The organism is Streptomyces jeddahensis, assembly GCF_001642995.1.
In the GTDB taxonomy this organism is placed as follows: Bacteria; Actinomycetota; Actinomycetes; order Streptomycetales; family Streptomycetaceae; genus Streptomyces; species Streptomyces jeddahensis.
Window position 1 is genome coordinate 1 of the sequence record NZ_LOHS01000086.1, and the last position, 19,938, is coordinate 19,938.

Consider the following 19,938-nt stretch of genomic DNA (forward strand, 5'->3'; position numbering starts at 1 on the left):
TCGCGCCCAGTTCGATGCCGGGGGGTACGACGGTGTCAGACACGGTGAGTCTCCTTCATAACGGGGCACGTGGGCGCGGCGTAGTCGTCGGTGTGGCACCGGCGGATGGCGATGCTGTCCGACAGCAGGGCGTAGGCGGTCTCGATGCGACCGGCGCCCGGCCCGGACACCGTGACGGTGCCGAGGAGGCTCGGGTCGTGGACGTCGATGGTGCCTCGGGAGCCCGCTCGGCCACCGCCGATGCGGGAGGCGGCCTCATGGGCGGCGGCCCGGGCGGCCAGGGCGGCGGTGAGGAGTTGTGTGGTGGAGGTCATGTCAATCACGTGCTTTCCTGCGCGGTGTCGACGGCGGCGACGAGCTGGCGGAGTTCGTCGTCGGTGGTGATGAAGGGCGGGCCGCTCTGGACGGTGTTGCCGCGCAGCGGGCGGGTGACGAACCCGCGCTCGATGAGCTCGTCGGTGCCGTTTCGGCGCTGAGGTGGCTGGCGAGGGCGACGCCGCCGAGCAGCCCGGCGACCCGCGTGTCGGTGACCGCCTCGGGTAAGCGCAGTCGGGTCAGCTCCTCGGTGAGCAGTACGTCGAGCTCCGCGACGCGGGGCAGGAGTTTCTCCTCTTCGAGGATGTCGATGTCCCGCAGGGGCAGGGCGCCGGCGGTGGCGTGTCCGGCGTAGGTGGCGCCGTGCCGGAAGACCGGCGTCTGCTCGCAGTCGCGGCAGAACGGCTGCCGGATGCGCGGCGAGAGAAGGACGCCGCCCAGCGGGGCGTAGCCGGAGGTGACGCCCTTGGCGAAGACGACCAGGTCAGGGTCGGGGCCGTACCGCTCATCCTCGTGCGCTTTCTGCTCGGTGGCTGCGGTAGGCGTGGAGCCAGCCAAGACCTTCGCTCGTGCCGGCGCGGGGGCGGTACTCGCAGCCGACCCACCCGTCGAAGCCCAGCTCGTCGACCACGTCGAGCAGGTGGCGGACGTTGAACTCACCCTGGTCGGGCTCACCCCGGTCGGGCACGCCCGCGATCTGCAGATGACCGACCCGGCCGGTCGGCAGGTCGCGGCGCAGTGTCGTGGTGAGGTCGCCCTCGACGATCTGGCAGTGGTAGAGGTCGAGCTGCACCTTGAGATGGGAGGCTCCCACCTCCTGCACCACGGCGTGGGCCTCGGCCTGGGTGCTCAGGAAGTATCCGGGCATGTCGCGGCCGTTGATCGGCTCGATCAGGATGTCGACGCCCGCCGCGGCGGCCCGTTCCGCGGCCCAGGCCAGGTTGGTCAGGTAGGTGTCGCGGTGCTTGGCCCGCTCGGCCGGTGTCGCGTCCGGTCGGACTAGCCCGGCCATCAGGTGCACCCGAGGGCAGCCCAGCACCCCCGCGTACTCCAGCGCCCGGTCCACCCCCAAACGCATCTCCGCCTCACGTCCGGGCAGTGCCGCCATCCCGCGCTCTCCGGACTCCCACGCTCCAGCAGGTGCGTTGAAGAGCACCTGCACCAGGCCGTGGTCGTCGAGCCGGCGGCGCAGCTCGGCGGCGTCGTACGTATAGGGGAAGAGGTACTCGACGCCCTGGAAGCCATCAGCCGAGGCCGCGGCGAAGCGGTCGAGGAAATCGTGCTCGTTGTACATCATGGACAGGTTCGCTGCGAACCTCGGCATGCTGGCTCCTGTGTTCCGGCCGGGGACGGCCACGGTCAGTGGTTCAATCACCTCGCTCCGCAGCCTCCCTGCCATTCCGTGGTCTCGAAGGCCCTCGCTGTGGCATGGGCAGGTTCAGCCGTCTGCTCGTGCAGCACACGCACCGCGTTCTCCGTTCCGCTGCGCGGGCTGGAGAGCACGGGCTTGCCGACGGCTTCGGTGATCGCGGGAGCCAGCCGTGCTATGGATGCCTGGGCCAGCACGATCACGTCGACCTCCTTGGCCAGCGCCCGTGCCCCGTCCAGCACCATCGCGTCGTGGCGGTCGCGGTCACCGGACATCAGCACCGAGAAAGCGCCCTCGCAGAGCCGCTCCTGGATGGTGATGTCGCGACCGGCCGCCCGGGCCTTCTCCTCGACGAGGGCACGGGTCGGCGGCAGCGTCGTGGGGACCGTCGCCAGGACGCCGATGGCGCCCGCGGTCTCGACCGCTGACGCGGTCATCGCGTCGTCGATCTTGACGATCGGGACGGATACCAGGCGTCGGGCCACGTCGATGGCCGGACCGACCGAGGAGCAGGCGGAGAAGATGACGTCGGCGCCCGCGGCCTGCGCGGCCTGGGCCAGGTGCACCATGCGCTGGGTGCTGGCAGGTGAGACCTCACCGTCGCGCACCACGGCTGCGAGCACGTCGCTGTCGACGAAGTGCAGGACCTTGGCGTCCGGCGCGAGTTCCGAGAGGTACTCGTTGATGACCGAATCGGCGTCGACGAACAGCAGGCTGGTGTGCAGTACGGCGATCGAGGCAGTGGTGGACATGGTGTCTCCAACAGGGTGTGTTGTCCGCCCGCGTGCCCGGGAGGGCACGAGAGCGCGGGACAGAGCGGTGCGAACCGCGCGCAGCGCGCACGGCCGGGAGGGTGGACGACGGCTGTGTGCCGGTGCGGTGGGCTGCAGGCGGCGGGGCCGAGTTCAGGTCATGCGTCTGTCCCCTCGGCGCGGGGGCTCAGGCGGCCGATGACGTCCAGGGCGGCGTCCCGGACCGCGTCGCGGCCCGCCGCCCACAGGGAGACGACATCTGAGCCGGGCAGCGCGGACGGGAGGGTCGCGCGGGTGGCCTCCAGGTAGGCGCGGCGCAGTTCGGCGTTGACGTTGACCTTGGCGACGCCTCGGGCGAGGGCGCCGTGCAGTTCCTCGACGGGCAGACCGCTGGCGCCGTGCAGGACGAGCGGGACGGTCACGGCCTCGTGGATCGCGGCCAGCCGCTCCAGGTCCAGGCGGACCGGGTGCTGGGTGAAGCCGTGGACGTTGCCGACGGCGACGGCGAGTGCGTCCACGCCCGTCGCGGCCACGAATTCGGCCGCCTGCCGGGGGTCGGTCATCGCCGCGGTGTGCGCGACGGCGTCGGTGGAGACGTCCTCGTCGCCGGGGAGGGCGCCGAGTTCGGCTTCCACCCAGGCGCCGTGGTCGCGGGCCCGGCGGACCGCCTCCTTCGTCAGCGCGATGTTCTCGGCGAAGGGCAGGTGGGAGCCGTCGATCATGACGGAGGTGTAGCCCGCCTTGAGGCAGGCGGTGATCTCGTCCAGGTCCCGGCTGTGGTCGAGGTGCACCCCGAGAGGGGCCGTGGAGTGCGCGGCGGCGTCGAGTGCCAGCAGCATCAGGGCCTCGCGGCCGGCGTGCTTGAAGGGACTGGAGCCCGCCTGTATGACGACCGGCCGTCCGGCGGCCTCGGCGGCCGTGATGCCCTGGACCGTCTCCAGGTTGTAGGCGACGAACCCGGGCAGGGCGTGACCGGCGGCCGCGGCCTCCTTCAGGGCATCGGTTCCGTGCAGCAGCATCAGGCACTCCTGAGCAGGTCGAGGGCGTCGGCGAGGGCGTCGGCGCCCCCGACGTTCCCGGCGAAGACGATGTAGGGGATGCCGGCGGCGGGGCCGTCCGCGGGCTCCCAGAGCGAGACGATGCCCGGGAGCAGCGTGCCCCGGGCCCAGGCACGGCGGATCTCCAGGCCGTGGGTGGCGGTGTCGCTGGAGGTGATACCGCCCTTGGCGACGACGAAAGCGGGCCGCCGGGTGGCGTTGACCTGGCGCACGGCCTGAACGAGCGCGGCGGAGACCCGGCGGGAGATCGCCAGACTGTCGTCCGCGTCGGCACCCGTCACCAGCACGCGAGAGGTGCGGATCACGGCGTCGGCCGAGTCCAGCGCGCCGGCGGCCGCGGCCGCGACCTCGGCGATGTGGGCGTCACGCCGCTCCTCGTCGAGCAGCAGGGCCACGTCCAGTTCGTACTCGGCGATCCCGCCCCGCTCCCGCAGCCGGTCCAACTGCCGCGTCGTCAGCGCGACATGAGACCCCACGACGATGAGACCGTGCGGTGCGTCCCCGAGCAGCGGGCGCAGTTCGGCCGGGGTGAGCGGTGCCCGCGCCGCCTGTCCGGCGCGGGCCCTGACGAAGGACGGCCCGACCCGGTACAGCAGCCGCGTGCCGTTCTGCTCCGCCTCGGCGAGGGCCAGGGCGAGCACCCGCAGATCGTCGTCGCACACCGCGTCGACCACGGCCGTGCGTCCGCCGCGCAGCGAGGACAGCAGCCGCGCCGTGTGCGCCGGGCCCCCACGTCGCAGGTCGTCGAGGGTGACGCGCAGGACCTCGTCCGCTGGCACGCGTCCGCCCGTCTTCTCCTCGACCCACTCGGGCAGCGACGAGCTGCGGTAGCCGAAGGTGGCGTCACGGGCGAACTCGCTCTCGCCCACCGGGAGCAGCCCGTCGGCCGTCCGCATCCAGTGGCGGGAGCCGACGGTCAGCCGGCCCGCCTCGATGTAGGCGGGGACCAGTACCACTCCGTCCGGAGCTTTGCCGTCCGGCTCGGTCAGCTCTGCGGCGAGGACATCGGTCTCCAGCGGGAAGTGGCCGCGCAGCGTCGAGTCCCCACGGCTGGCCAGGACGTAATCGGTGCCCTCGGCCGCCGACGCCGCGTGCAGGGCGCGGACCACCTCGCGGTTGCGGGCGGCGGCGTCCTCGGGGGACAGGCTGCGGGTGTTGGTGAGGACGAAGAAGACGGCGCTGTCCTGGCGCAGCGCCCAGCGCAGGTCGTCCACCGTCCAGGAAGTCAGGACAGGCACGTCGGCGACCGTCTGGGTGCCGGTGGGATCGTCGTCGAGGACGACGAGACGGGGGCCGCCGGAGATGCGGGCGGCCACTTCCGCGGCGCTCACCTCGCGCACGGGAGGCAGTCCTTCAAGCACCGCTGCCTCGGGGGCGGGCCGCGTCTGGGCATGGAGGGGTAGAGACATGGCGAATTCCTGACCTGTTGCGGGTAGTTGAGGGGGAACGTCATTCGAGGTCGCGCTTGATCACGTCACACCAGGGCTTGACCGGGTCCCGCGACGACCTCGGGACGGAGCAGCTCAGCGAGGGTGCCGGCGGGCAACAGGCCCTTTGCCAGGACGAGTTCGGCGACTCCGCGTCCGGTGGCGAGGGCCTCCTTGGCGATGCCGGTGGCCGCCTCATAGCCGATGTACGGGTTGAGGGCGGTGACCAGGCCGATGGAGTTCTCCACCGCCGCCCGCAGCGCCTCGGTGTTGGCCGTGATCCCCGCGACGCACCGCTCGGCCAGGGTCAAGCACGCGCGCTGAAGGTGCGTGATGCTCTGTGAGAGGGAGTGCAGAATGACCGGCTCGAAGGCGTTGAGCTGGAGCTGCCCGGCCTCGGCAGCCATGGTGATGGTGACGTCGTTGCCGATCACCTCGAAGGCGACCTGGTTGACGACCTCGGGGATCACCGGGTTGACCTTGCCGGGCATGATGCTCGAACCGGCCTGCACCGGTGGCAGATTGATCTCGTTCAGACCCGCGCGCGGCCCGGACGACAAAAGACGCAGGTCGTTGCAGCTCTTGGAGAGCTTGACCGCGATCCGCTTGAGCACACCGGACATCTGCACGAACGCCCCGCAGTCCTGGGTCGCCTCCACCAGGTTGACCGCGGTCACCAGCGGCAGCCCGGTGATCTGCGACAAGTGGCGCCGCGCCGACTCGGCGTATCCGGCAGGAGCATTGAGGCCGGTGCCGATCGCCGTGGCGCCCAGGTTGATCTCGTGGATCAGCTCCACCGCCTCCGCCAGCCGGCTGCGGTCCTCCTCCAGCATGACCGCGTACGCCGAGAACTCCTGCCCCAGCGTCATCGGCACGGCGTCCTGCAGCTGGGTGCGGCCCATCTTCAGCACGTCACGGAACTGAACCGCCTTGGCCGCGAAAGCGTCCTGCAGCACCGCCATCGCCTTCAGCAGCCCGCGCACCGCATACACCGTCGCGATCTTGACGGCGGTCGGATAGACATCGTTGGTGGACTGGCCGAGGTTGACGTCCTCATTCGGGTGCAGGAATCCGTACTCCCCCCTGGCTTGGCCCAGCAGCTCCAGCGCCCGGTTGGCGACCACCTCGTTGGCGTTCATGTTGGTCGAGGTGCCGGCGCCGCCCTGGATCACGTCGACGACGAACTGGTCGTGGAGCTTGCCGTCCCGGATCTCCCGGCAGGCCTCGATGATCGCGGCCGCCTTTCGGGGCTCCAGCAGCCCCAGCTCCTCGTTGGCGCGGGCGGCGGCCTCCTTCACGGCGGCCAGGGCCTCGATCAGGTACGGGTGGGCGGAGATCGGCATGCCGGTGATCGGGAAGTTCTCCCTGGCGCGCAGGGTGTGGATGCCCCAGTACACCTCGGCGGGGACGTCGCGATAACCGAGCAGGTCGTGCTCGCTGCGGTGCGCTATGGCGGTCATGGCAGGGCGGGCCTTCTCTCGGAGCATGTTCAGGCATGCGGGTGCGTGGGGTGCAGCAAGGGGGCGAGCGAGCACGACCCGCCAGGCGGTGGGGACTTGCCACGACCACGCCGCGGAAAGTCTGGGCAGTGTCACCGCCGTCGGTATCGGCTCAGAACGCCTTGTCCTTCGCCTTGCAGTAGGCGCCGCCGAAGGACGGGAACCAGGCGGTGCCGTCGTAGAAGCGAACGGGCACCTTCGGGGGTCGCCGGGCGGGCGGCACGACCTCGGCCCGGATGCCGTCACCGGGGATGAGGGCGGGGCGGTGGTTCTGGTTCGTCATAGGGCCGATTGCAGCAGCGAGCCGGGCAGCGCGTCCAAGACTCAATCCCGATGTGCCTTATAAGGCCGCCCTATAAGGCGGTCTTACCCGCGGCGTCGCAGAGGCCCGCGTGGCCGACGTCCTGAGCGCCGAGGGCCCGATGGTCCGGCTACAGGCGGCCCTGGCGGCCGGGTCGACCCCCGACCCTGGCTTCCTGGAGATGCTCATCGAGCGGTGCGCGGTCGAGCCAAGACCTCGGAGCCGTGACCAGGCCGCGTACGCGCGGGTCAGTCGTTGAGCGCGGGACTGGACGCAGAGCCACCGACAGCGACACCCCCTTCAGCACGAGACCGAGCGCGTGCGTCACCCTGCACATGTTCGGCTTCCCCGCCGCTGTCGGTGACTTCAATGCCTCCTTCGTGGCCTCTCCTGCCCCGCGATCTGCTTCGGCAGGGGAGGTGGTGGAGACGTCGCGCTGGATGAGGGCACGGTGCGGTTGCTCCCAACTGCACCTCACGTCGGCAATATCTCTGTGGACTTCCTCCGTGCCTCGTTGCGCCCATCACGATCACTTTGCGCGCCCCGTGGACCAGTTACATGGCGCCGCCCATCCCCTTGACACTCTTGCCGGAGATCATCCAGTTGGCCAGGTCACCGTCTGCCGAGACCTGCATGGCGCAGAGGACTGCGGTGTCGATGTGGCCTCCGCGGATCATTGCGAAGCTCGTGGCGTGGAGTCGAAGAGCGCGGCCCCCCGGTGGCCCGCCGACCATCTCCTGGAAGAGGCCGCCGAGATCACCGCCACCGTCGCCCTCGTTCAGCAAACCCGCGGCCGTGGCGGCCTGCGAGGTCGTGAACCGGGCGGGCGAGACCTTCCCTCCGCGAGGGCGTGTTCTTCGAACGCCACTTCTGCCACGGCCTGTTCGCCAGCCGTGACCAGTCCGAAGGCGTGGGAGCTCTCCCGAAAAGGCCTCTCCGTCCTTCGATCTGGGATAGACGTCGATGAAGTGGAGCCAGGATCGTCCTGGCTCCACTCCATGGTGCGGGCGTGTTACCTAGAACTGTGCGAAGAACCTCCAGATCTCTGCTTTGGTCCAGGTGGCGACGCCGCTTTCGTTGGGGGAGCCGTCGACCGGACCGGGTATGTGGCCTCCGTCGAACGCGGCCCATTGGACCGGGTATCCGGCACGGCAGCCCGAGTAGGTGGTGGTGATGTGCGTTCGGCTGCCCGGCGCGGGCTCGCGCGGGCTCTGCGGGGTGCAGCCGTTGTTGCTGACGAACTTGTCGCGCAGGGACCGTCCTTGCGCGATGTTGAGGACGTTGTCGCTGATGCCGTGGATTCCGAAGTAGGCGATGGGCTGGGTGCCACCGCTGCACCCGCTGATCTGGGCGCCGGAGATGACCGCGACGGCCCTGAAGACGTTGGCCCGGCTGCAGGCGAGTGCGTAGCTCATACCGCCGCCCCAGCTGAATCCCGTGGCGAAACGCTGTGCCGGGTTGACACAGAGGCCGCTCTCGATTCGCCGGATCATGTCGTCGACGAAGGTGACGTCCTCACCGCCGGAATTGGCCCAGCCGTTGCCGAGGCCCTGGGGGGCGACGAGGATCGCGCTGTTGTTCGACTGTTCCTGTTGGCCGTAGTAGGACCAGGCGCTCCCGCTCGTGCCGCCCGAGGCGACGTCGCCGGCGGTTCCGCCCCGCCAGTGGAACGCGAAGATCAGCCGGTAGCGGTGGCTGTTGTCGTAATTGGCGGGAACCCTGAGGATGAAGCTGCGGCTCTTGCCGCCGCTCTGAATCGTGTGCGTACCGCTCGTCAGAGTCGGGGCGCTGCCGCATCCGCCGCCGCCGCCGGACGACAGCTTGACCATCTGCCACTGCTGGTTGGCGCCGCCCCAGTCGGTGTACTGGACGACGTTGCTGCCGTCGGCGGTGGAGGCGCCTTGCACCTCGACCGCCTTGCCGCTGTTGCGGTTGATCAGCCGGACGTGGCCCCCATCGGAGTCGGCCAGGCGGAACTGCTGGTTGGCCCCGTTACCGTCGGCCCACTGCTGGATCGCGGCACCGTCGGCGGTCGAGGCGCCGGCCACGTCGAGAACCTTGCCCGAATGCCGGGCCTTGAGACGGTAGAAGCCGCCGCCGGAGTCCACGAACTGCCACTGCTGGTTGGCTCCGTCGCTGCGCGTCCACTGGCTGACCCGCGCGCCGTCGGCGGTGGACGCGCCAGAGACGTCCAGCGCCTTGCCGCTGTTGCGATTGACCAGGACGTACCAGGCGTTGGTGTCCACCGTCGCCGCCTCGGCGGGCGCAGGATTCACCACGGCGAGCATGCCGATCGCGAGGGTCGCCGCCACCACGGCGGCGACCCGGGACCACCAGCGATGTCTTCCTGGAGGGGCGGGAGAAGCCGCACCGTAGGTCTTCATCGATTCACCCTTTCGTTGGTGGCAGGTCCCATCAGGTGCGGGTCCAGCGCTGGTTGCTGCCGTTCGAGCAGGAGTAGAGCTGGATCAGGGTGCCGTTGGCGGTGCCGGCTCCGACGGCGTCGAGGCAGAGGCCGGACTGGACGCCGACGATGGATCCGTCTGAGTTGAGGCGCCATTTCTGGTTGTCGCCGCCCCAGCAGCTGTAGATCTGGACTTTGGCGCCGTTGCCGGTGCCGGCGGCGTCCAGGCACTTGTTGCCGTAGACCCTGAGCTCGCCGGCGGCGGTGTGCGTCCACTGCTGGTTGGTGCCGCTGATGCAGTCCCACAGCTGGACCTGGGTGCCGTCGGTGGTGCTGGCGTTCGGCACGTCCAGGCAGCGGCCTGAACCGACGCCCTTGATCTGTCCGGAACCCGAAGGGGGCGGCGTAGTGGAGCCGCCGTTGAGTGCGTTGAGGACGGCGGTGTAGGCGGGCTTCTTGCTGCCGTCGCCGTTGAACAGAAGCGGCGTGTCCTGCGATCGCCAGGAGTCGGTGTCGCGCACGCCCCAGACGGTGATGCCGAGGCAGCGCGGAACGGCCAGGCAGTCGTTGGTCACGTTGGCGTAGGTCGTGGCCGGGGCGCCCTGGATGTCGAGTTCGGTGATGGCCACGTCGACGCCGAGGGCGGCGAAGTTCTGCAGGGTGGTGCGGAAGTTGCTGTTGTAGGGGCTGCCGCTGTTGAAGTGCGCCTGGAAGCCGACACAGTCGATCGGCACGCCGCGCTGCTTGAAGTCCCGGACCATGTTGTACATGGCCTGGGTCTTGGCCCAGGTCCAGTTCTCGACGTTGTAGTCGTTGTAGCAGAGCTTGGCGGCCGGGTCGGCGGCGCGCGCGGTGCGGAAGGCGACCTCGATCCAGTCGTTGCCGGTGCGCTGCAGGTTGGAGTCGCGGCGGGCTCCCGTGCTGCCGTCGGCGAAGGCCTCGTTCACGACGTCCCACTGGGCGATCTTGCCCTTGTAGTGGCCCATCACGCCCTTGATGTGGTCGATCATCGCCTGGCGCAGGTTGCTGCCGCTGAGGCTCTGCATCCAGCCGGGCTGCTGAGAGTGCCAGGCCAGGGTGTGACCGCGCACCTGCTTGCCGTTCTGCACCGCCCAGTTGTAGACGCGGTCACCGGCGGTGAAGTTGAACTGGCCTCGCTGGGGTTGGGTGGCGTCGATCTTCATCTCGTTCTCGGCCGTCACCGAGTTGAATTCGCGGGCCGCGATCGACGTGTACGCCGAGTCGCCCAGCCTGCCTGAGGCGATGGCGGTGCCGAAGTAGCGGCCGCTCTGCGCCGCTGCGGCGCCGAGCGTGCTCTCGGCGGCGTGTGCGGTCGGCGGCGCGACCAGTGCGGCGGCCGCACCGAGGACGCCGACGAGCAGCGCCAACAGCAGGCCGCGGGTCTTCCGGCGGATACCGGGTCTGGGAAGGGCATACAAGCCCATGACTGTGCCTCCAAGGTAGAAATCACGGAATGACTGAAGCGCAGGGGAAAGCGTCGTCCGCTCCCACTCGGCAGACGGACGGGGCGGGCCGAAACCCGGGCAGCACGGAATCACCGGACCAGCACAGTTTGCTCAGGGCCGACGTAGCTCGAAATCTCGAACGATGGCCGGTCACCCAGAGAGGGATGATTGAGGGATTGACGGTGAACCGTCAATACTCATCACAGAGAAAACTTCCGTTCCTCTCCCGAAAATTTTCCGGGATCCCGTCGAGCTGGACGGTGAACCCTCCGGCGCCGCCGACGGCGGACATCGTAGGGCCCGGGCCGGGACCAGGATGAGTGTGCGGAAGCTGCTTGCCCAACTTCCCTCCCCCTAAGGACCCTTGGACTAGCGAGCCGAATCGCGAACTTCCGGAGTGCTTCCGGTCGGCGCGGCAGCTTGCCAAGCCCAAAGGGGAGGAACTGTTTGTGGACAGATCGGCGTCAGACCTTGACCAGAGGCCCCCACATTCCTAGCTTGTGGCGTCAAAGAATCCGGGAACTCTTCGAAAGTTTCCAAACTGTCCCTGTCCCCGGTACGGCCGCTCCGCGGTTCATCGGTGTCACCTCATCCCGCCCCCAAGGAGTCCCTCTGATGTGGTTTCGCCACCCGTCCCCGGTCCGTCTGAGCCGGTGCCCAGGGCTTCGCAGATGTCCTTGGCCCGTGCTGCGCTTGTCGTCCTCGAGCAGAGCAAGGATCTGACGGTAGGCGGACGGCAGCGGCTCGGAGCCGCCAGGGTCGCTGTCCTGGGCGATCTGCAAGATGGTCGCCCGGGTGATCTCCAGCCGCTCCAGCCGGCGCCCCCAGCGGATCCGCGATGCCGCGCTGGCCGGGCGGGTCTCGTAACCGCGGGCGACGCAGCGGTGCAGCAGCAGAGTGCCGAAGGTCTGCTCGACGATCCACCGCTTCGGCGTCGGCATGAACCCTTTGGTGTTCGGGCCGCGCTGGACCACCTCTATGTCGATGCCCAAGGTGGCGCCGTGGTCGAGGCTGGCCTCCTAGATGAGTGGGGCGCGCCCCGCCCCGCAGGGGAGGTACGGGCCGTCGGTCATGACGCTCGTTTGACGCTCTGGGCGCCCGCACGCGGGACAGTGGGCCGAAAAGCCGGTCTTGAACTGCACTTTCCTGTTCCTGCTCAGGCCGACGTCTTTCCGATGACGCATCATGTGGAGTGCGCGGCACGGGCATGAGCCTGATGGACACCACCGACGGGGTGGCATCGTCGGAAGCACAGATGTCTCAGTAAGAAACGGGGCCCCGAGCCGTTGAACGACTCGGGGCCCCGCAGCGTTCAGCCCGGCTCAGCCACCGGTGTACTGGAAGATGTAGAGCCCGAAGTCGCGGTCGGACGCCGCCACATATTCCCTGCCGAAGTGGTTGAAGGTCTGGACGCCCCAGAAGTTGTTGCCGCCCTTGTCGATGAAGCGGCCGACCTCCACGAGCTTGTCCTTCTTGATCTTCGCGACCCGGAAGCCTCCCGCGTAGTACGAGAAGTACGCGAGGTCGGGCCGTACCTGCGAGGCCGCCACCTCATGGATCGACAGGTCGCCGGAACCAGATGCGTGCGCCGGGTCGTGCGCCTCCGGGATCGCGTAGGTGTCCAGCTCGGTCATCTTGCCGCCCTTGGTGCGGTACAGATGCGCGTAGCCCCAGCCGTCGAAGTACGACGAGAAGGTGAGCTGGTCGCCCTTGGTGCCGATGTCCACCGGAAGTGTTGCCGGTGCCGTGCCGGCGAGGCAGTCGTCGTTGTTGTAGGGCTGGTCGAAGACGGCGAAGCCCTGCGAACGCGGCGCGACACCGAAGGTGGGCAGGGAGCCTTCGACGCTCATCCCGGACTGGGCGTCGCAGGCGTCGGAGCCGGTGCGGTTGAAGACGAGGATCGCGTCGTAGCCGCCGGCTGCCTCGACCTTGGCGGCCTTCTCGGTGAAGGTGCACACGCCGCGCTCCACGACGGCGATGTCGACGGCCGCGGGGTCACCCGCGGGGACGGCCGGGCTGTCGTTGCACGCGAGCCCTGCGTACACCGTGCCGCCGCTGACGGACTTGCCTTCCTCCAGGGGGATGCCCTGGCCGGCGGTGATGGCGGTGTCATCGTCGAGGTTGCGGGCGGACAGGGCGTACGGGGCGAAGTCCTCGTCCGCGCCGATGACATACCGGTTGTCGAGGGTGAACTCGGCCTGGTGGCCGTTGCCCTCCGGCGCCACCGTGAGACCGCTCTCGGCGGCCTCGGGGTCGGGGTCGGTGAAGTCGGTGTCACCGATGTACGTCAGGTTCTTCGGGTCGGTCACGTCGAGAGCCACGTACCCGGCGTCCCAGTACGAGGCCAGCAGGACCTGGCGGCCGTGGATCGTCTTGACGACCATGTCGTGCAGGAAGATCTCGGTGAGGTTGGCCGGGGCTTCCTGGACGATCTGCGGGAAGGTTTCGTCGAGGTCGTACTCGGCGATGAGCTGCGCCTTGGTGGGGTCGGTGATGTCGACGATGTCGACGTCCGTGCCCTCTTCGTTGTCGACGATGACGGCGTACGCCTTGCTGCCCGCGTCCCACGCGAAGACGCTGTGGATCTGGCGGGCGATCTCCGTCTGCTCGCCTTCGAGGGTGAAGTCGCCGACACCCTCTGCCAGTACCTTGGGCTCGGTCGGCTTGGTCACGTCGTAGATGTTCATGCCGCCGGAACCGGTCTCGCCGCAGATCTCGTTGTTGCTGACGAGGATGTCGCCGGTGAAGGCGGGTGTGGATATGTGCACCGTCTGGATGCCCTCACCTGGGGCGCTGCCGGCCGGTGCCGGGATGAAGCCGGCCACCTTCGGCTTGGCGGGGTTGCGGATGTCCACCACGTGCACGCCGGTGTTGTCACAGCCCACGCCGCCCCAGGAGGCGAGGTAGGCGTACCCCTTGAAGACCCCGACGTCGGCGATCTTCCCTTCGGTGACATGGGGCAGCTTCAGCTTGCTGACGAGGCGGACGTTCTTGCTCGTGGCCGGCAGATGGCCGTCGTGGCCGCCGTGCTGGTCGTGGTCGTGGGTGGCGGCGGCGTTGTCGATGGCACCGTCGTTGCTGGAGACGCCGTCGTGTCCTTGCGCTGAGCCGGCGAGGCCGGTCGCGGCGAAGACCATCGCCGCGACAAGGCTTACGCCGACCCGTCTATGGGCTCTGCGCATGTTCCCCTCCACTCGTAGGGCCGGGATCACCGGCCCAGGACGAGACGATGCCGGTCGATCGACCGGCATCGGAAAGCTACTTGGCGCCTCAGCCGCCTGACAGCCCTTTAACCCAACTGTATTTTCGGATACTTGAGGGCATGGCGTGCAAGCGCACGACTTGTGGGGTTCCGTCCCTGTCGGGTGGTCACTTGGCGTCCAAGCACGCCCGCGAAACACAGCCCCAGAGCCGTCAGTACACGTGAGGGCCACCTGTGAGCTGCGGCTTGCCGCGCGGTACGAGCACCAGGGCCACCACTGCGCCGACGGCGGCCGCCACGGCACAGACGGTGAACGCGTCGGTGAAGCCGCCGATCACGCCGTGTTCGAGGCCGGATGCCGCGACTGTGGAGACGACTGCCACGCCGATCGAACCGCCCACCTCGTGCAAGGTATTGACGACTCCGGAAGCCAGACCTGCTTCCCTGTGCTCAACCATGGCCAGTGCCGTGGTGGTGGCGGTGACGAAGACCGCACCGATCCCGAAGGAGGCGATCACGAAGCCCGGCAGCAGACCCGCGTACAAGCTGCCCGTATCGGACAGCCGGGTCAGCGGGATGGTTCCGGCGGCCGCGATCACCATTCCGCCGACGGCGGTCGGGCGGCTGCCGATCCTGCCGACGTGTGGGCAGGAGCTCGGCAAATTGGTCCCAGAGGGGTTCGAATAGGCAAGATGGCAGCGCGGGCACGGCTGTCCTTCGCGATCACTGAGAAGCGATTCCCAAACCGAGGGACACGGATGACCCTCGAACTTGCATGTACATCAGGCTCGGCGGTGCCGAGGTCGCTCAGACCTCAGCGGGTGGTGCGTCAGGAGTGGTGTCCTGGTCTTGGGGTTTGGGGTCGGCTCGGCGCGGCAGCAGGAGGCAGAGTGGCACCGCTGCGGCGGTGAACGCGGCGGCCCACCAGAAGGCGTCGCCGAATCCAGAGGCCAGGGCGGCCCGGGTGTGGGTGCTGGCGGTGGCGTGCTGCAGGATCGTGACGAGGATCGCGGTGCCGATGGAGCCGCCGATCTGCTGGGCGACGCGGCTGATGCTGGAGGCGGCCGGGATCTCCTGGCGTCGCAGTCCGACGAAGGCGCCGCCCATCAAGGCGATCATGGCCGCGCCCAGCCCGAGGCCGCGGACGAACAGCACGGCCATCAGCATGGTGTTGTCCGTGGTGGCAGTGACGAAGCCGAACGGCACGGTGGCTGCGAAGGTGACGGCGAAGGCGATGACGGCGACCGGGCACGCCCCGATGCGGTCCATGTACTTGCCGGCCAGCGAACGGGACAACAGGGTGCCCATACCCTGCGGGATGAGCAGCAGCGCGGCGCCCAGGGCGGATTCGCCGCGGACCTGCTGCCAGTACAGCGGCATGAGCAGCATGGCCCCGTAGAGGGCGGCTCCGGCCAGTAGCAGCAGCGCCGTGGACGAGGCCAGGGCCCGGTGGCGGAGCAGGCGGATGTCGAGCAGGGCGTCGGCTCCGCGCCGAAGGGCCCAGGCGACGTAGCCGGTAAGCAGGACGACTCCAGCGAGCAGAGGCAGCCCGGCCTTGAGGCCGGCGAACCCGTCTGGTCCACCGAACTGCGTCAGGCCGTAGATGACGGTGGCGATGCCGGGCGAGAGTAGCAGCATGCCCACGAGGTCCAGGCGGGGGCCGGTCCCGGGGCGAGGCCCGTCTTTGGGCAGGTTGCGCCAGGCCAGGTAGCCGCCGACGAGGCAGAAGGGGATGTTGAACAGGAAGATCCAGCGCCAGTCGCCCAGGTGCAGGATGACGCCGCCGATCACCGGGCCGATCACCGGGCCCAGGGCGGTGGGCACGGTGATCAGCGACATGACCTTGCCGATGTTGCGGCCCCCAGCGGCCTGCATGACCAGCGTGGCCATCAGCACCATCATGATCCCGCCGCCGATGCCCTGGAGAACGCGGAATGCGATCAGGCTCGGGGCGTTCCACGCCGCGGCGCACAGCATCGACCCGGCGAAGAACAGGCCCAGGGCGAGGATCCACAGCCGCTTGCCGCCCAGGACCGACTGGGCCCAGCCGACGGCCGGCATCGTGGCGGACAGGGCCAGCAGGTAGGCGGTGGTCACCCACTGGATGGTGGCAAGCGAGGCGTGTAGTTGCCCGGCGAGGCTGTCGATGGCGATGCTCATGATCGTGGTGTCGAAGATGACGGCGAGCGCGCCGACGATCAACGTGCAGGTCAGGCGCCGCAAGGCCGGGTCGACCCGGTTGGAACCGGGGATGGGTGGTGACTGGACACCGCTGGCGTTCATGGACGCCCCCTTAAGATAAAGTCGCCTATCTTACGGAGGTCAGGCTAGGGCGCTAATCTAAGATAGGCAAATCTATCTAACTGGAGGAGCGACGATGTCCGAACGGCGCCGCGGAGCGGCCCTGGAGAATGCGCTGCTAGACGCGGCCTGGGAAGAGCTCGCGGCCACCGGCTACGCCAGGTTCACCATGGACGCCGTCGTCAAGCGCGCCGGCACCAGCCCTCCGGTCCTCTACCGCCGCTGGCCCGACCGCGACGCACTCGTCAGGGCGACCCTCGTCCACATCCTGCACAAGAACGTCCTGGCCGTTCCCGACACCGGAAGCCTGCGCGAGGACGTCCTGACCCTCATGCGGGAGATCAACGCCACCCGCGTCCAGCTCGTCACCGTCATGAGCGTGTACCTGGCCGATTACCACCAGGCGACCGGGACCAGCCCCAGAGAACTGCTCGATCCCTCCGAGACCGGCCGCAAGCAAGCCATCGACACGATCTACCACCGTGCCGTCGACCGCGGGGAAGTCAAGGCGGAGCACCTCACCGAACGCATCAAGACCCTGCCCTTCGACATGCTTCGTCACGAGTTCCTGACGACCTTCGCCGCCGTACCTGACCAGGTTCTCGAAGAGATCGTCGACACGCTCTTCCTCCCCCTGGTGCGTTGACAAGCGATTACCAAATCGAAGGGAGGTCACGTTCTCCCTGTTCAGACGCCTGTCCGCCACTCGGCTGGCATGCTGGAGCACTGTGTCGGTTCGGGGGTGCGGTCGGATTGGTTGTGCGGCGTTGCCGAGCCTCTTGACACTTCGTTGACTCGACATCATCACCGAACTGCGCAGGAGGCCCTTCCCCCACGCACCGGCCGCGGAGCGATCATCCGAACGAGCCTGATGCACACGAAAGTTCGGGCGCCAGCCGTGTCTCTCGGTTTGGGAATCGCTTCCGAGCGTAGAGAACTCCGTGATCGCGTGGACCCGTGCCCGTTCTGCCGTCCGGGCCACCTCCGCAGCGCCTATTGCCGGTCGGTCTAATGCTCAGGGTCGCACGCCGTCGAGAGCGAGGTGGAGTAGGCGGCGTGCGGCTGTCGGATCATCTTCAGTGACCAGGGAAACGGCCTCGGCCAGGGTTAGCAGATCCTCTGGGGAGAGCCCAGGTCGGACGGCGGCAACCGACATCGCGCGCTCCACCAGAACCGTCGTCGCCTCGCGCATGACAACATGGCAGGTGTCGCCGTTCGGCGGGTCATTGTCCGCTCCGGCGGCGAGCCATGCAGCCAAGCCGCGGGTGTTCGCGGCACAGACCGTCAGTTCTTCCAGCCATGTGACGAGTCCCGTTCGGGGGTCACCGCCAGCCAACTCGCCGGCTCGTCGGCGAAGGCGCTCGACGATGCCCTGGAAGACCTCCTCAAGCAACGCGCGCCGGGAGGGGAAATGCCGGTGCAAGGTCGCGGAGCCCACGCCGGCCTCGCGGGCGATCTTCTCCAGGGAGACCTGGGCTCCGTCGCGGGCGACGAGGACTGAGGCCACCTCGACGAGCCGTTCGTGGTTGCGCTGCCAGTCCGTCCTTTGCGTCCTGATCTGCTGCTTCGCCACCAGTGCGACCTCTCACTTAGACAAACGGAGGGACACCCCATATCGTAGCCGACATCAAACGGGGTGGCCCCCCATTTAAGGTTCAGGAGAACGGCTATGTCTGCATCATCATCGTTCGTGCTGGTCACCGGAGCGACCGGCAAGCAGGGAGGCGCCGTGCTTCGCACGCTGCTCGCCTCCGGTATCCCGGTTCGCGCCCTCGTGCGCGACCCCGACTCCGAGCGCGCCGCCGCCCTCGGTGATCTCGGCGCCGTCCTCGTGCGTGGCGACCTCGAAGACGTCTCGACTCTCACGGCGGCCCTTGACGGTGCCCGTGCGGTGTTCTCGGTGCAGGCGCCCGACATGGCCGACCTGATGGGCGATTCCGAAGTCCGACAGGGACGCAACCTCGTCGAGGCCGCTCGCACGGCGGGTATCGAGCACTTCGTGCACACCTCGGTCTCGGGCGCGGGCACCATCGACGTCGAAAACTTCGACGAGCAGCGCTGGGGCGTCCACATGGGCCACTACTGGCGAAGTAAAACTGCGGTCGAGGACATCGTGCGCGCGGCGGGCTTCCCCCGGTGGACGATCCTGAGGCCAGCCACGTTCATGGAGAACTTCGTCCGGCCATCGTTCTACTTCGCCGACATGACCTCGAATCGGCTCCTCGTCGGCGTTGACCCCGATGCCCAGCTTCCCTTCGTCGCGGTGGACGACATCGGAACGGCCGCCGCCGCAGCGTTCGCGGAGCCTCAACGTTTCCACAGCGCCGAACTCGAACTGGCCGGCGACGTCCTGAGCTTCCGCGACATCGCACAGGTCCTGTCCCAGGTCCTGGCAGCGAAAATCGAGCTCCCCATCAGCCCGGAGCATGCCCGCGCGGAGGGCCTCATGGCCGAGCTCTTCCAGGCACAGCAGTACATGAGTGCGCATCCCGCACCGGCGCGTCCCAAGTTCGCGGCGAACCTGGGTATACCGATGACCACCTTCCACGAGTGGGCGCAGATCACCCTGTGAGGACGCCATCCGGCTCGAACGAAAGGTGAACTCAAAGCCCCCGCGTTGGGTGCGGGCCGCGAGGCAGGACTGATGGGGCTTCGTCCACAACCCGTCCGGCCTCGACGTCGACGAGGACGCTTCCGCGGAACGGCAATTCCCGCCCCACCCATCGCATGGGCCCTTTGACCTGCATTCTCGGGACTCAAACACTCACTAACGGAGCCGGGCCCTTCTGCACCGCGCCTGTCAGGGACACGGGACAGCAGGGCCCGGGACGACCAAAGGTATCGGTCTACACCCAAATCCATACCGGGACCACTCCCACGCCCGCCCTGGCATAGCCTCATGTCACCCGATAGGGGTGGTCCGGCGTGCAACGGCAGTACTCAGGTACTGCGGGACGCACCGAGAACTGCCAGGTCGCGGTGTGCGCCGCGTATGCCTCCCGCCGGGGCCGGACGCTGGTGGACCGGGAGCTGTATCTGCCGAAGTCGTGGACGTCCGACCGCGAGCGGTGCCGGGCGGCGAAGGTGCCCGACAATCGCGGTTTCGCCACCAAGACCGAGCTGGCCCGGATCCTGGTCACCCGGGCGCTGGCCTCGCCGTTGCCTATCTCCTGGGTGACCGCTGATGCCCTCTATGGTCAGGACTGGCACTTCCGCCGCATGCTCGAGGAAGCCCGCCTCGGATACGTCGTGGCAGTGCCGAAGTCGCAGCAGATCAAGTCTCTCGCCGGTTGCTGGCGCATTGACCAGCTCATCGGCGACGCCCCCGACGATGCATGGGAGCGGCTCTCGTGCGGCGATGGCGCCAAAGGCCCCCGTCTCTATGACTGGGCAGCCGCCCAGCTTCCCGCCGTCCCGTTCTTCGACGGCGACGAGCCCAGCCATCACAGATGGCTCATGGCCCGCCGCAGCATCGCCCGGCCGGACGAAATCGCCTACTACCTGGCCCATGCTCCCATCGGCACCTCCGTCAGCGAGCTGGTCGAAGTTGCGGGAAGCCGCTGGCCCGTCGAAGCCTGTTTCCAGAGCGCGAAGAACGAGTGCGGCCTGGACCAGTACGAGGCCCGCCGGTACCCAGGCTGGTACCGGCACATCACCCTGGCCATGCTCGCCCACGCCTTCCTCGCAGCCATGGCCGCCATGGGCGGAACGGAAAGGGGGGCCGCAGAAACGGATCAGCCCTCGCGCCCCTCACCTGGGCAGAAATCCGGCGGCTCCTGGCAACTTGCCGCCCCAGGGCAGGACGCCAGCGCCCTCACATTGATCGGGCACTGAGATGGTCTCG

17 protein-coding genes and 3 pseudogenes are annotated in these 19,938 nt (G+C 68.5%); 4 read left to right on the forward strand and 16 right to left on the reverse strand.

Annotation, left to right across the window (positions count from 1 at the left end; all coding sequences use genetic code 11):
- Positions 1–35 precede the first annotated feature (35 nt).
- The 8 genes from STSP_RS40290 to STSP_RS39210 all read right to left on the reverse strand — a co-directional run bounded on the left by STSP_RS40290 (position 36) and on the right by STSP_RS39210 (position 6,703).
- Positions 36–314, reverse strand: coding sequence for a hypothetical protein (locus tag STSP_RS40290; protein WP_067279180.1), 279 nt, complete (start codon positions 312–314; stop codon positions 36–38).
- Position 315: 1 nt separating this feature from the next.
- Complete coding sequence (locus tag STSP_RS18560; protein ID WP_067279184.1) at positions 316–873, reverse strand: aminotransferase class III-fold pyridoxal phosphate-dependent enzyme; 558 nt, start codon at positions 871–873, stop codon at positions 316–318.
- On the reverse strand, positions 821–1,639 hold the full coding sequence (gene otnI, locus STSP_RS18565) for a 2-oxo-tetronate isomerase (RefSeq protein ID WP_067279185.1): 819 nt from the start codon (positions 1,637–1,639) through the stop codon (positions 821–823). Before otnI ends, STSP_RS18560 begins: the two co-directional genes overlap by 53 nt.
- A gap of 47 nt (positions 1,640–1,686) precedes the next feature.
- Positions 1,687–2,436 (reverse strand): aspartate/glutamate racemase family protein, encoded by a 750-nt coding sequence (locus STSP_RS18570; RefSeq protein ID WP_067279186.1) that lies wholly within the window; start codon positions 2,434–2,436, stop codon positions 1,687–1,689.
- Positions 2,437–2,594: 158 nt separating this feature from the next.
- Complete coding sequence (locus STSP_RS18575; RefSeq protein WP_067279188.1) at positions 2,595–3,455, reverse strand: class II fructose-bisphosphate aldolase; 861 nt, start codon at positions 3,453–3,455, stop codon at positions 2,595–2,597.
- Complete coding sequence (locus STSP_RS18580; protein ID WP_232789698.1) at positions 3,455–4,903, reverse strand: four-carbon acid sugar kinase family protein; 1,449 nt, start codon at positions 4,901–4,903, stop codon at positions 3,455–3,457. Before STSP_RS18580 ends, STSP_RS18575 begins: the two co-directional genes overlap by 1 nt.
- A gap of 65 nt (positions 4,904–4,968) precedes the next feature.
- A complete protein-coding gene (gene aspA, locus STSP_RS18585) occupies positions 4,969–6,381 on the reverse strand; it encodes an aspartate ammonia-lyase (RefSeq protein WP_067279190.1) in 1,413 nt (470 codons plus the stop codon).
- 151 nt (positions 6,382–6,532) lie between these two features.
- A complete protein-coding gene (locus STSP_RS39210) occupies positions 6,533–6,703 on the reverse strand; it encodes a hypothetical protein (protein WP_157902862.1) in 171 nt (56 codons plus the stop codon).
- 109 nt (positions 6,704–6,812) lie between these two features.
- On the opposite strand from STSP_RS39210, the gene STSP_RS39675 reads away from it, so the two are divergent.
- Positions 6,813–6,980, forward strand: coding sequence for a hypothetical protein (locus tag STSP_RS39675; protein WP_157902863.1), 168 nt, complete (start codon positions 6,813–6,815; stop codon positions 6,978–6,980).
- Between the two features lie 232 nt (positions 6,981–7,212).
- Here the strand turns inward: STSP_RS39675 and STSP_RS37230 are convergent.
- The 7 genes and pseudogenes from STSP_RS37230 to STSP_RS18620 all read right to left on the reverse strand — a co-directional run.
- A pseudogene (locus STSP_RS37230) lies at positions 7,213–7,436 on the reverse strand (CoA-transferase); the annotation flags it as partial.
- 301 nt (positions 7,437–7,737) lie between these two features.
- Positions 7,738–9,036, reverse strand: a complete 1,299-nt coding sequence (locus STSP_RS18595) for an RICIN domain-containing protein (protein ID WP_078067300.1) — start codon at positions 9,034–9,036, stop codon at positions 7,738–7,740.
- Between the two features lie 100 nt (positions 9,037–9,136).
- Positions 9,137–10,570 carry an endo-1,4-beta-xylanase gene (locus STSP_RS18600; RefSeq protein WP_067279201.1) on the reverse strand — a complete coding sequence of 478 codons (1,434 nt, stop codon included), beginning with the start codon at positions 10,568–10,570 and terminating at the stop codon, positions 9,137–9,139.
- 845 nt (positions 10,571–11,415) lie between these two features.
- Positions 11,416–11,595, reverse strand: a pseudogene (locus tag STSP_RS41420) (IS5/IS1182 family transposase); the annotation flags it as partial.
- 318 nt (positions 11,596–11,913) lie between these two features.
- A complete protein-coding gene (locus STSP_RS18610) occupies positions 11,914–13,773 on the reverse strand; it encodes a PA domain-containing protein (protein WP_157902864.1) in 1,860 nt (619 codons plus the stop codon).
- Between the two features lie 232 nt (positions 13,774–14,005).
- Positions 14,006–14,455 carry an MFS transporter gene (locus STSP_RS18615; protein ID WP_269801047.1) on the reverse strand — a complete coding sequence of 150 codons (450 nt, stop codon included), beginning with the start codon at positions 14,453–14,455 and terminating at the stop codon, positions 14,006–14,008.
- Positions 14,456–14,600: 145 nt separating this feature from the next.
- Complete coding sequence (locus STSP_RS18620; RefSeq protein WP_067279211.1) at positions 14,601–16,076, reverse strand: MDR family MFS transporter; 1,476 nt, start codon at positions 16,074–16,076, stop codon at positions 14,601–14,603.
- Between the two features lie 94 nt (positions 16,077–16,170).
- Between STSP_RS18620 and STSP_RS18625 the strand changes: the two genes are divergently transcribed.
- Positions 16,171–16,740, forward strand: coding sequence for a TetR/AcrR family transcriptional regulator (locus STSP_RS18625; protein ID WP_067279212.1), 570 nt, complete (start codon positions 16,171–16,173; stop codon positions 16,738–16,740).
- 369 nt (positions 16,741–17,109) lie between these two features.
- Here STSP_RS18625 and STSP_RS18630 read toward each other — a convergent pair whose 3' ends face one another.
- Positions 17,110–17,667: a TetR/AcrR family transcriptional regulator gene (locus STSP_RS18630; RefSeq protein WP_067279215.1), complete on the reverse strand. Its 558-nt coding sequence runs from the start codon at positions 17,665–17,667 to the stop codon at positions 17,110–17,112.
- 96 nt (positions 17,668–17,763) lie between these two features.
- Between STSP_RS18630 and STSP_RS18635 the strand changes: the two genes are divergently transcribed.
- Both STSP_RS18635 and STSP_RS18640 read left to right on the forward strand, forming a co-directional pair.
- Positions 17,764–18,666 carry an NmrA/HSCARG family protein gene (locus STSP_RS18635; protein WP_067279218.1) on the forward strand — a complete coding sequence of 301 codons (903 nt, stop codon included), beginning with the start codon at positions 17,764–17,766 and terminating at the stop codon, positions 18,664–18,666.
- Between the two features lie 347 nt (positions 18,667–19,013).
- A pseudogene (locus tag STSP_RS18640) lies at positions 19,014–19,928 on the forward strand (IS701 family transposase); the annotation flags it as partial.
- Between the last annotated feature and the right edge of the window lie 10 nt (positions 19,929–19,938).

Coding starts and splice junctions, on each gene's coding strand:
- STSP_RS40290 (WP_067279180.1), bottom strand. CDS start 314: ATGACCTCCACCACACAACTCCTCACCGCCGCCCTGGCCGCCCGGGCC.
- otnI (WP_067279185.1), bottom strand. CDS start 1,639: ATGCCGAGGTTCGCAGCGAACCTGTCCATGATGTACAACGAGCACGAT.
- STSP_RS18570 (WP_067279186.1), bottom strand. CDS start 2,436: ATGTCCACCACTGCCTCGATCGCCGTACTGCACACCAGCCTGCTGTTC.
- STSP_RS18575 (WP_067279188.1), bottom strand. CDS start 3,455: ATGCTGCTGCACGGAACCGATGCCCTGAAGGAGGCCGCGGCCGCCGGT.
- STSP_RS18580 (WP_232789698.1), bottom strand. CDS start 4,903: ATGTCTCTACCCCTCCATGCCCAGACGCGGCCCGCCCCCGAGGCAGCG.
- aspA (WP_067279190.1), bottom strand. CDS start 6,381: ATGACCGCCATAGCGCACCGCAGCGAGCACGACCTGCTCGGTTATCGC.
- STSP_RS39210 (WP_157902862.1), bottom strand. CDS start 6,703: ATGACGAACCAGAACCACCGCCCCGCCCTCATCCCCGGTGACGGCATC.
- STSP_RS18600 (WP_067279201.1), bottom strand. CDS start 10,570: ATGGGCTTGTATGCCCTTCCCAGACCCGGTATCCGCCGGAAGACCCGC.
- STSP_RS18610 (WP_157902864.1), bottom strand. CDS start 13,773: ATGCGCAGAGCCCATAGACGGGTCGGCGTAAGCCTTGTCGCGGCGATG.
- STSP_RS18620 (WP_067279211.1), bottom strand. CDS start 16,076: ATGAACGCCAGCGGTGTCCAGTCACCACCCATCCCCGGTTCCAACCGG.
- STSP_RS18625 (WP_067279212.1), top strand. CDS start 16,171: ATGTCCGAACGGCGCCGCGGAGCGGCCCTGGAGAATGCGCTGCTAGAC.
- STSP_RS18635 (WP_067279218.1), top strand. CDS start 17,764: ATGTCTGCATCATCATCGTTCGTGCTGGTCACCGGAGCGACCGGCAAG.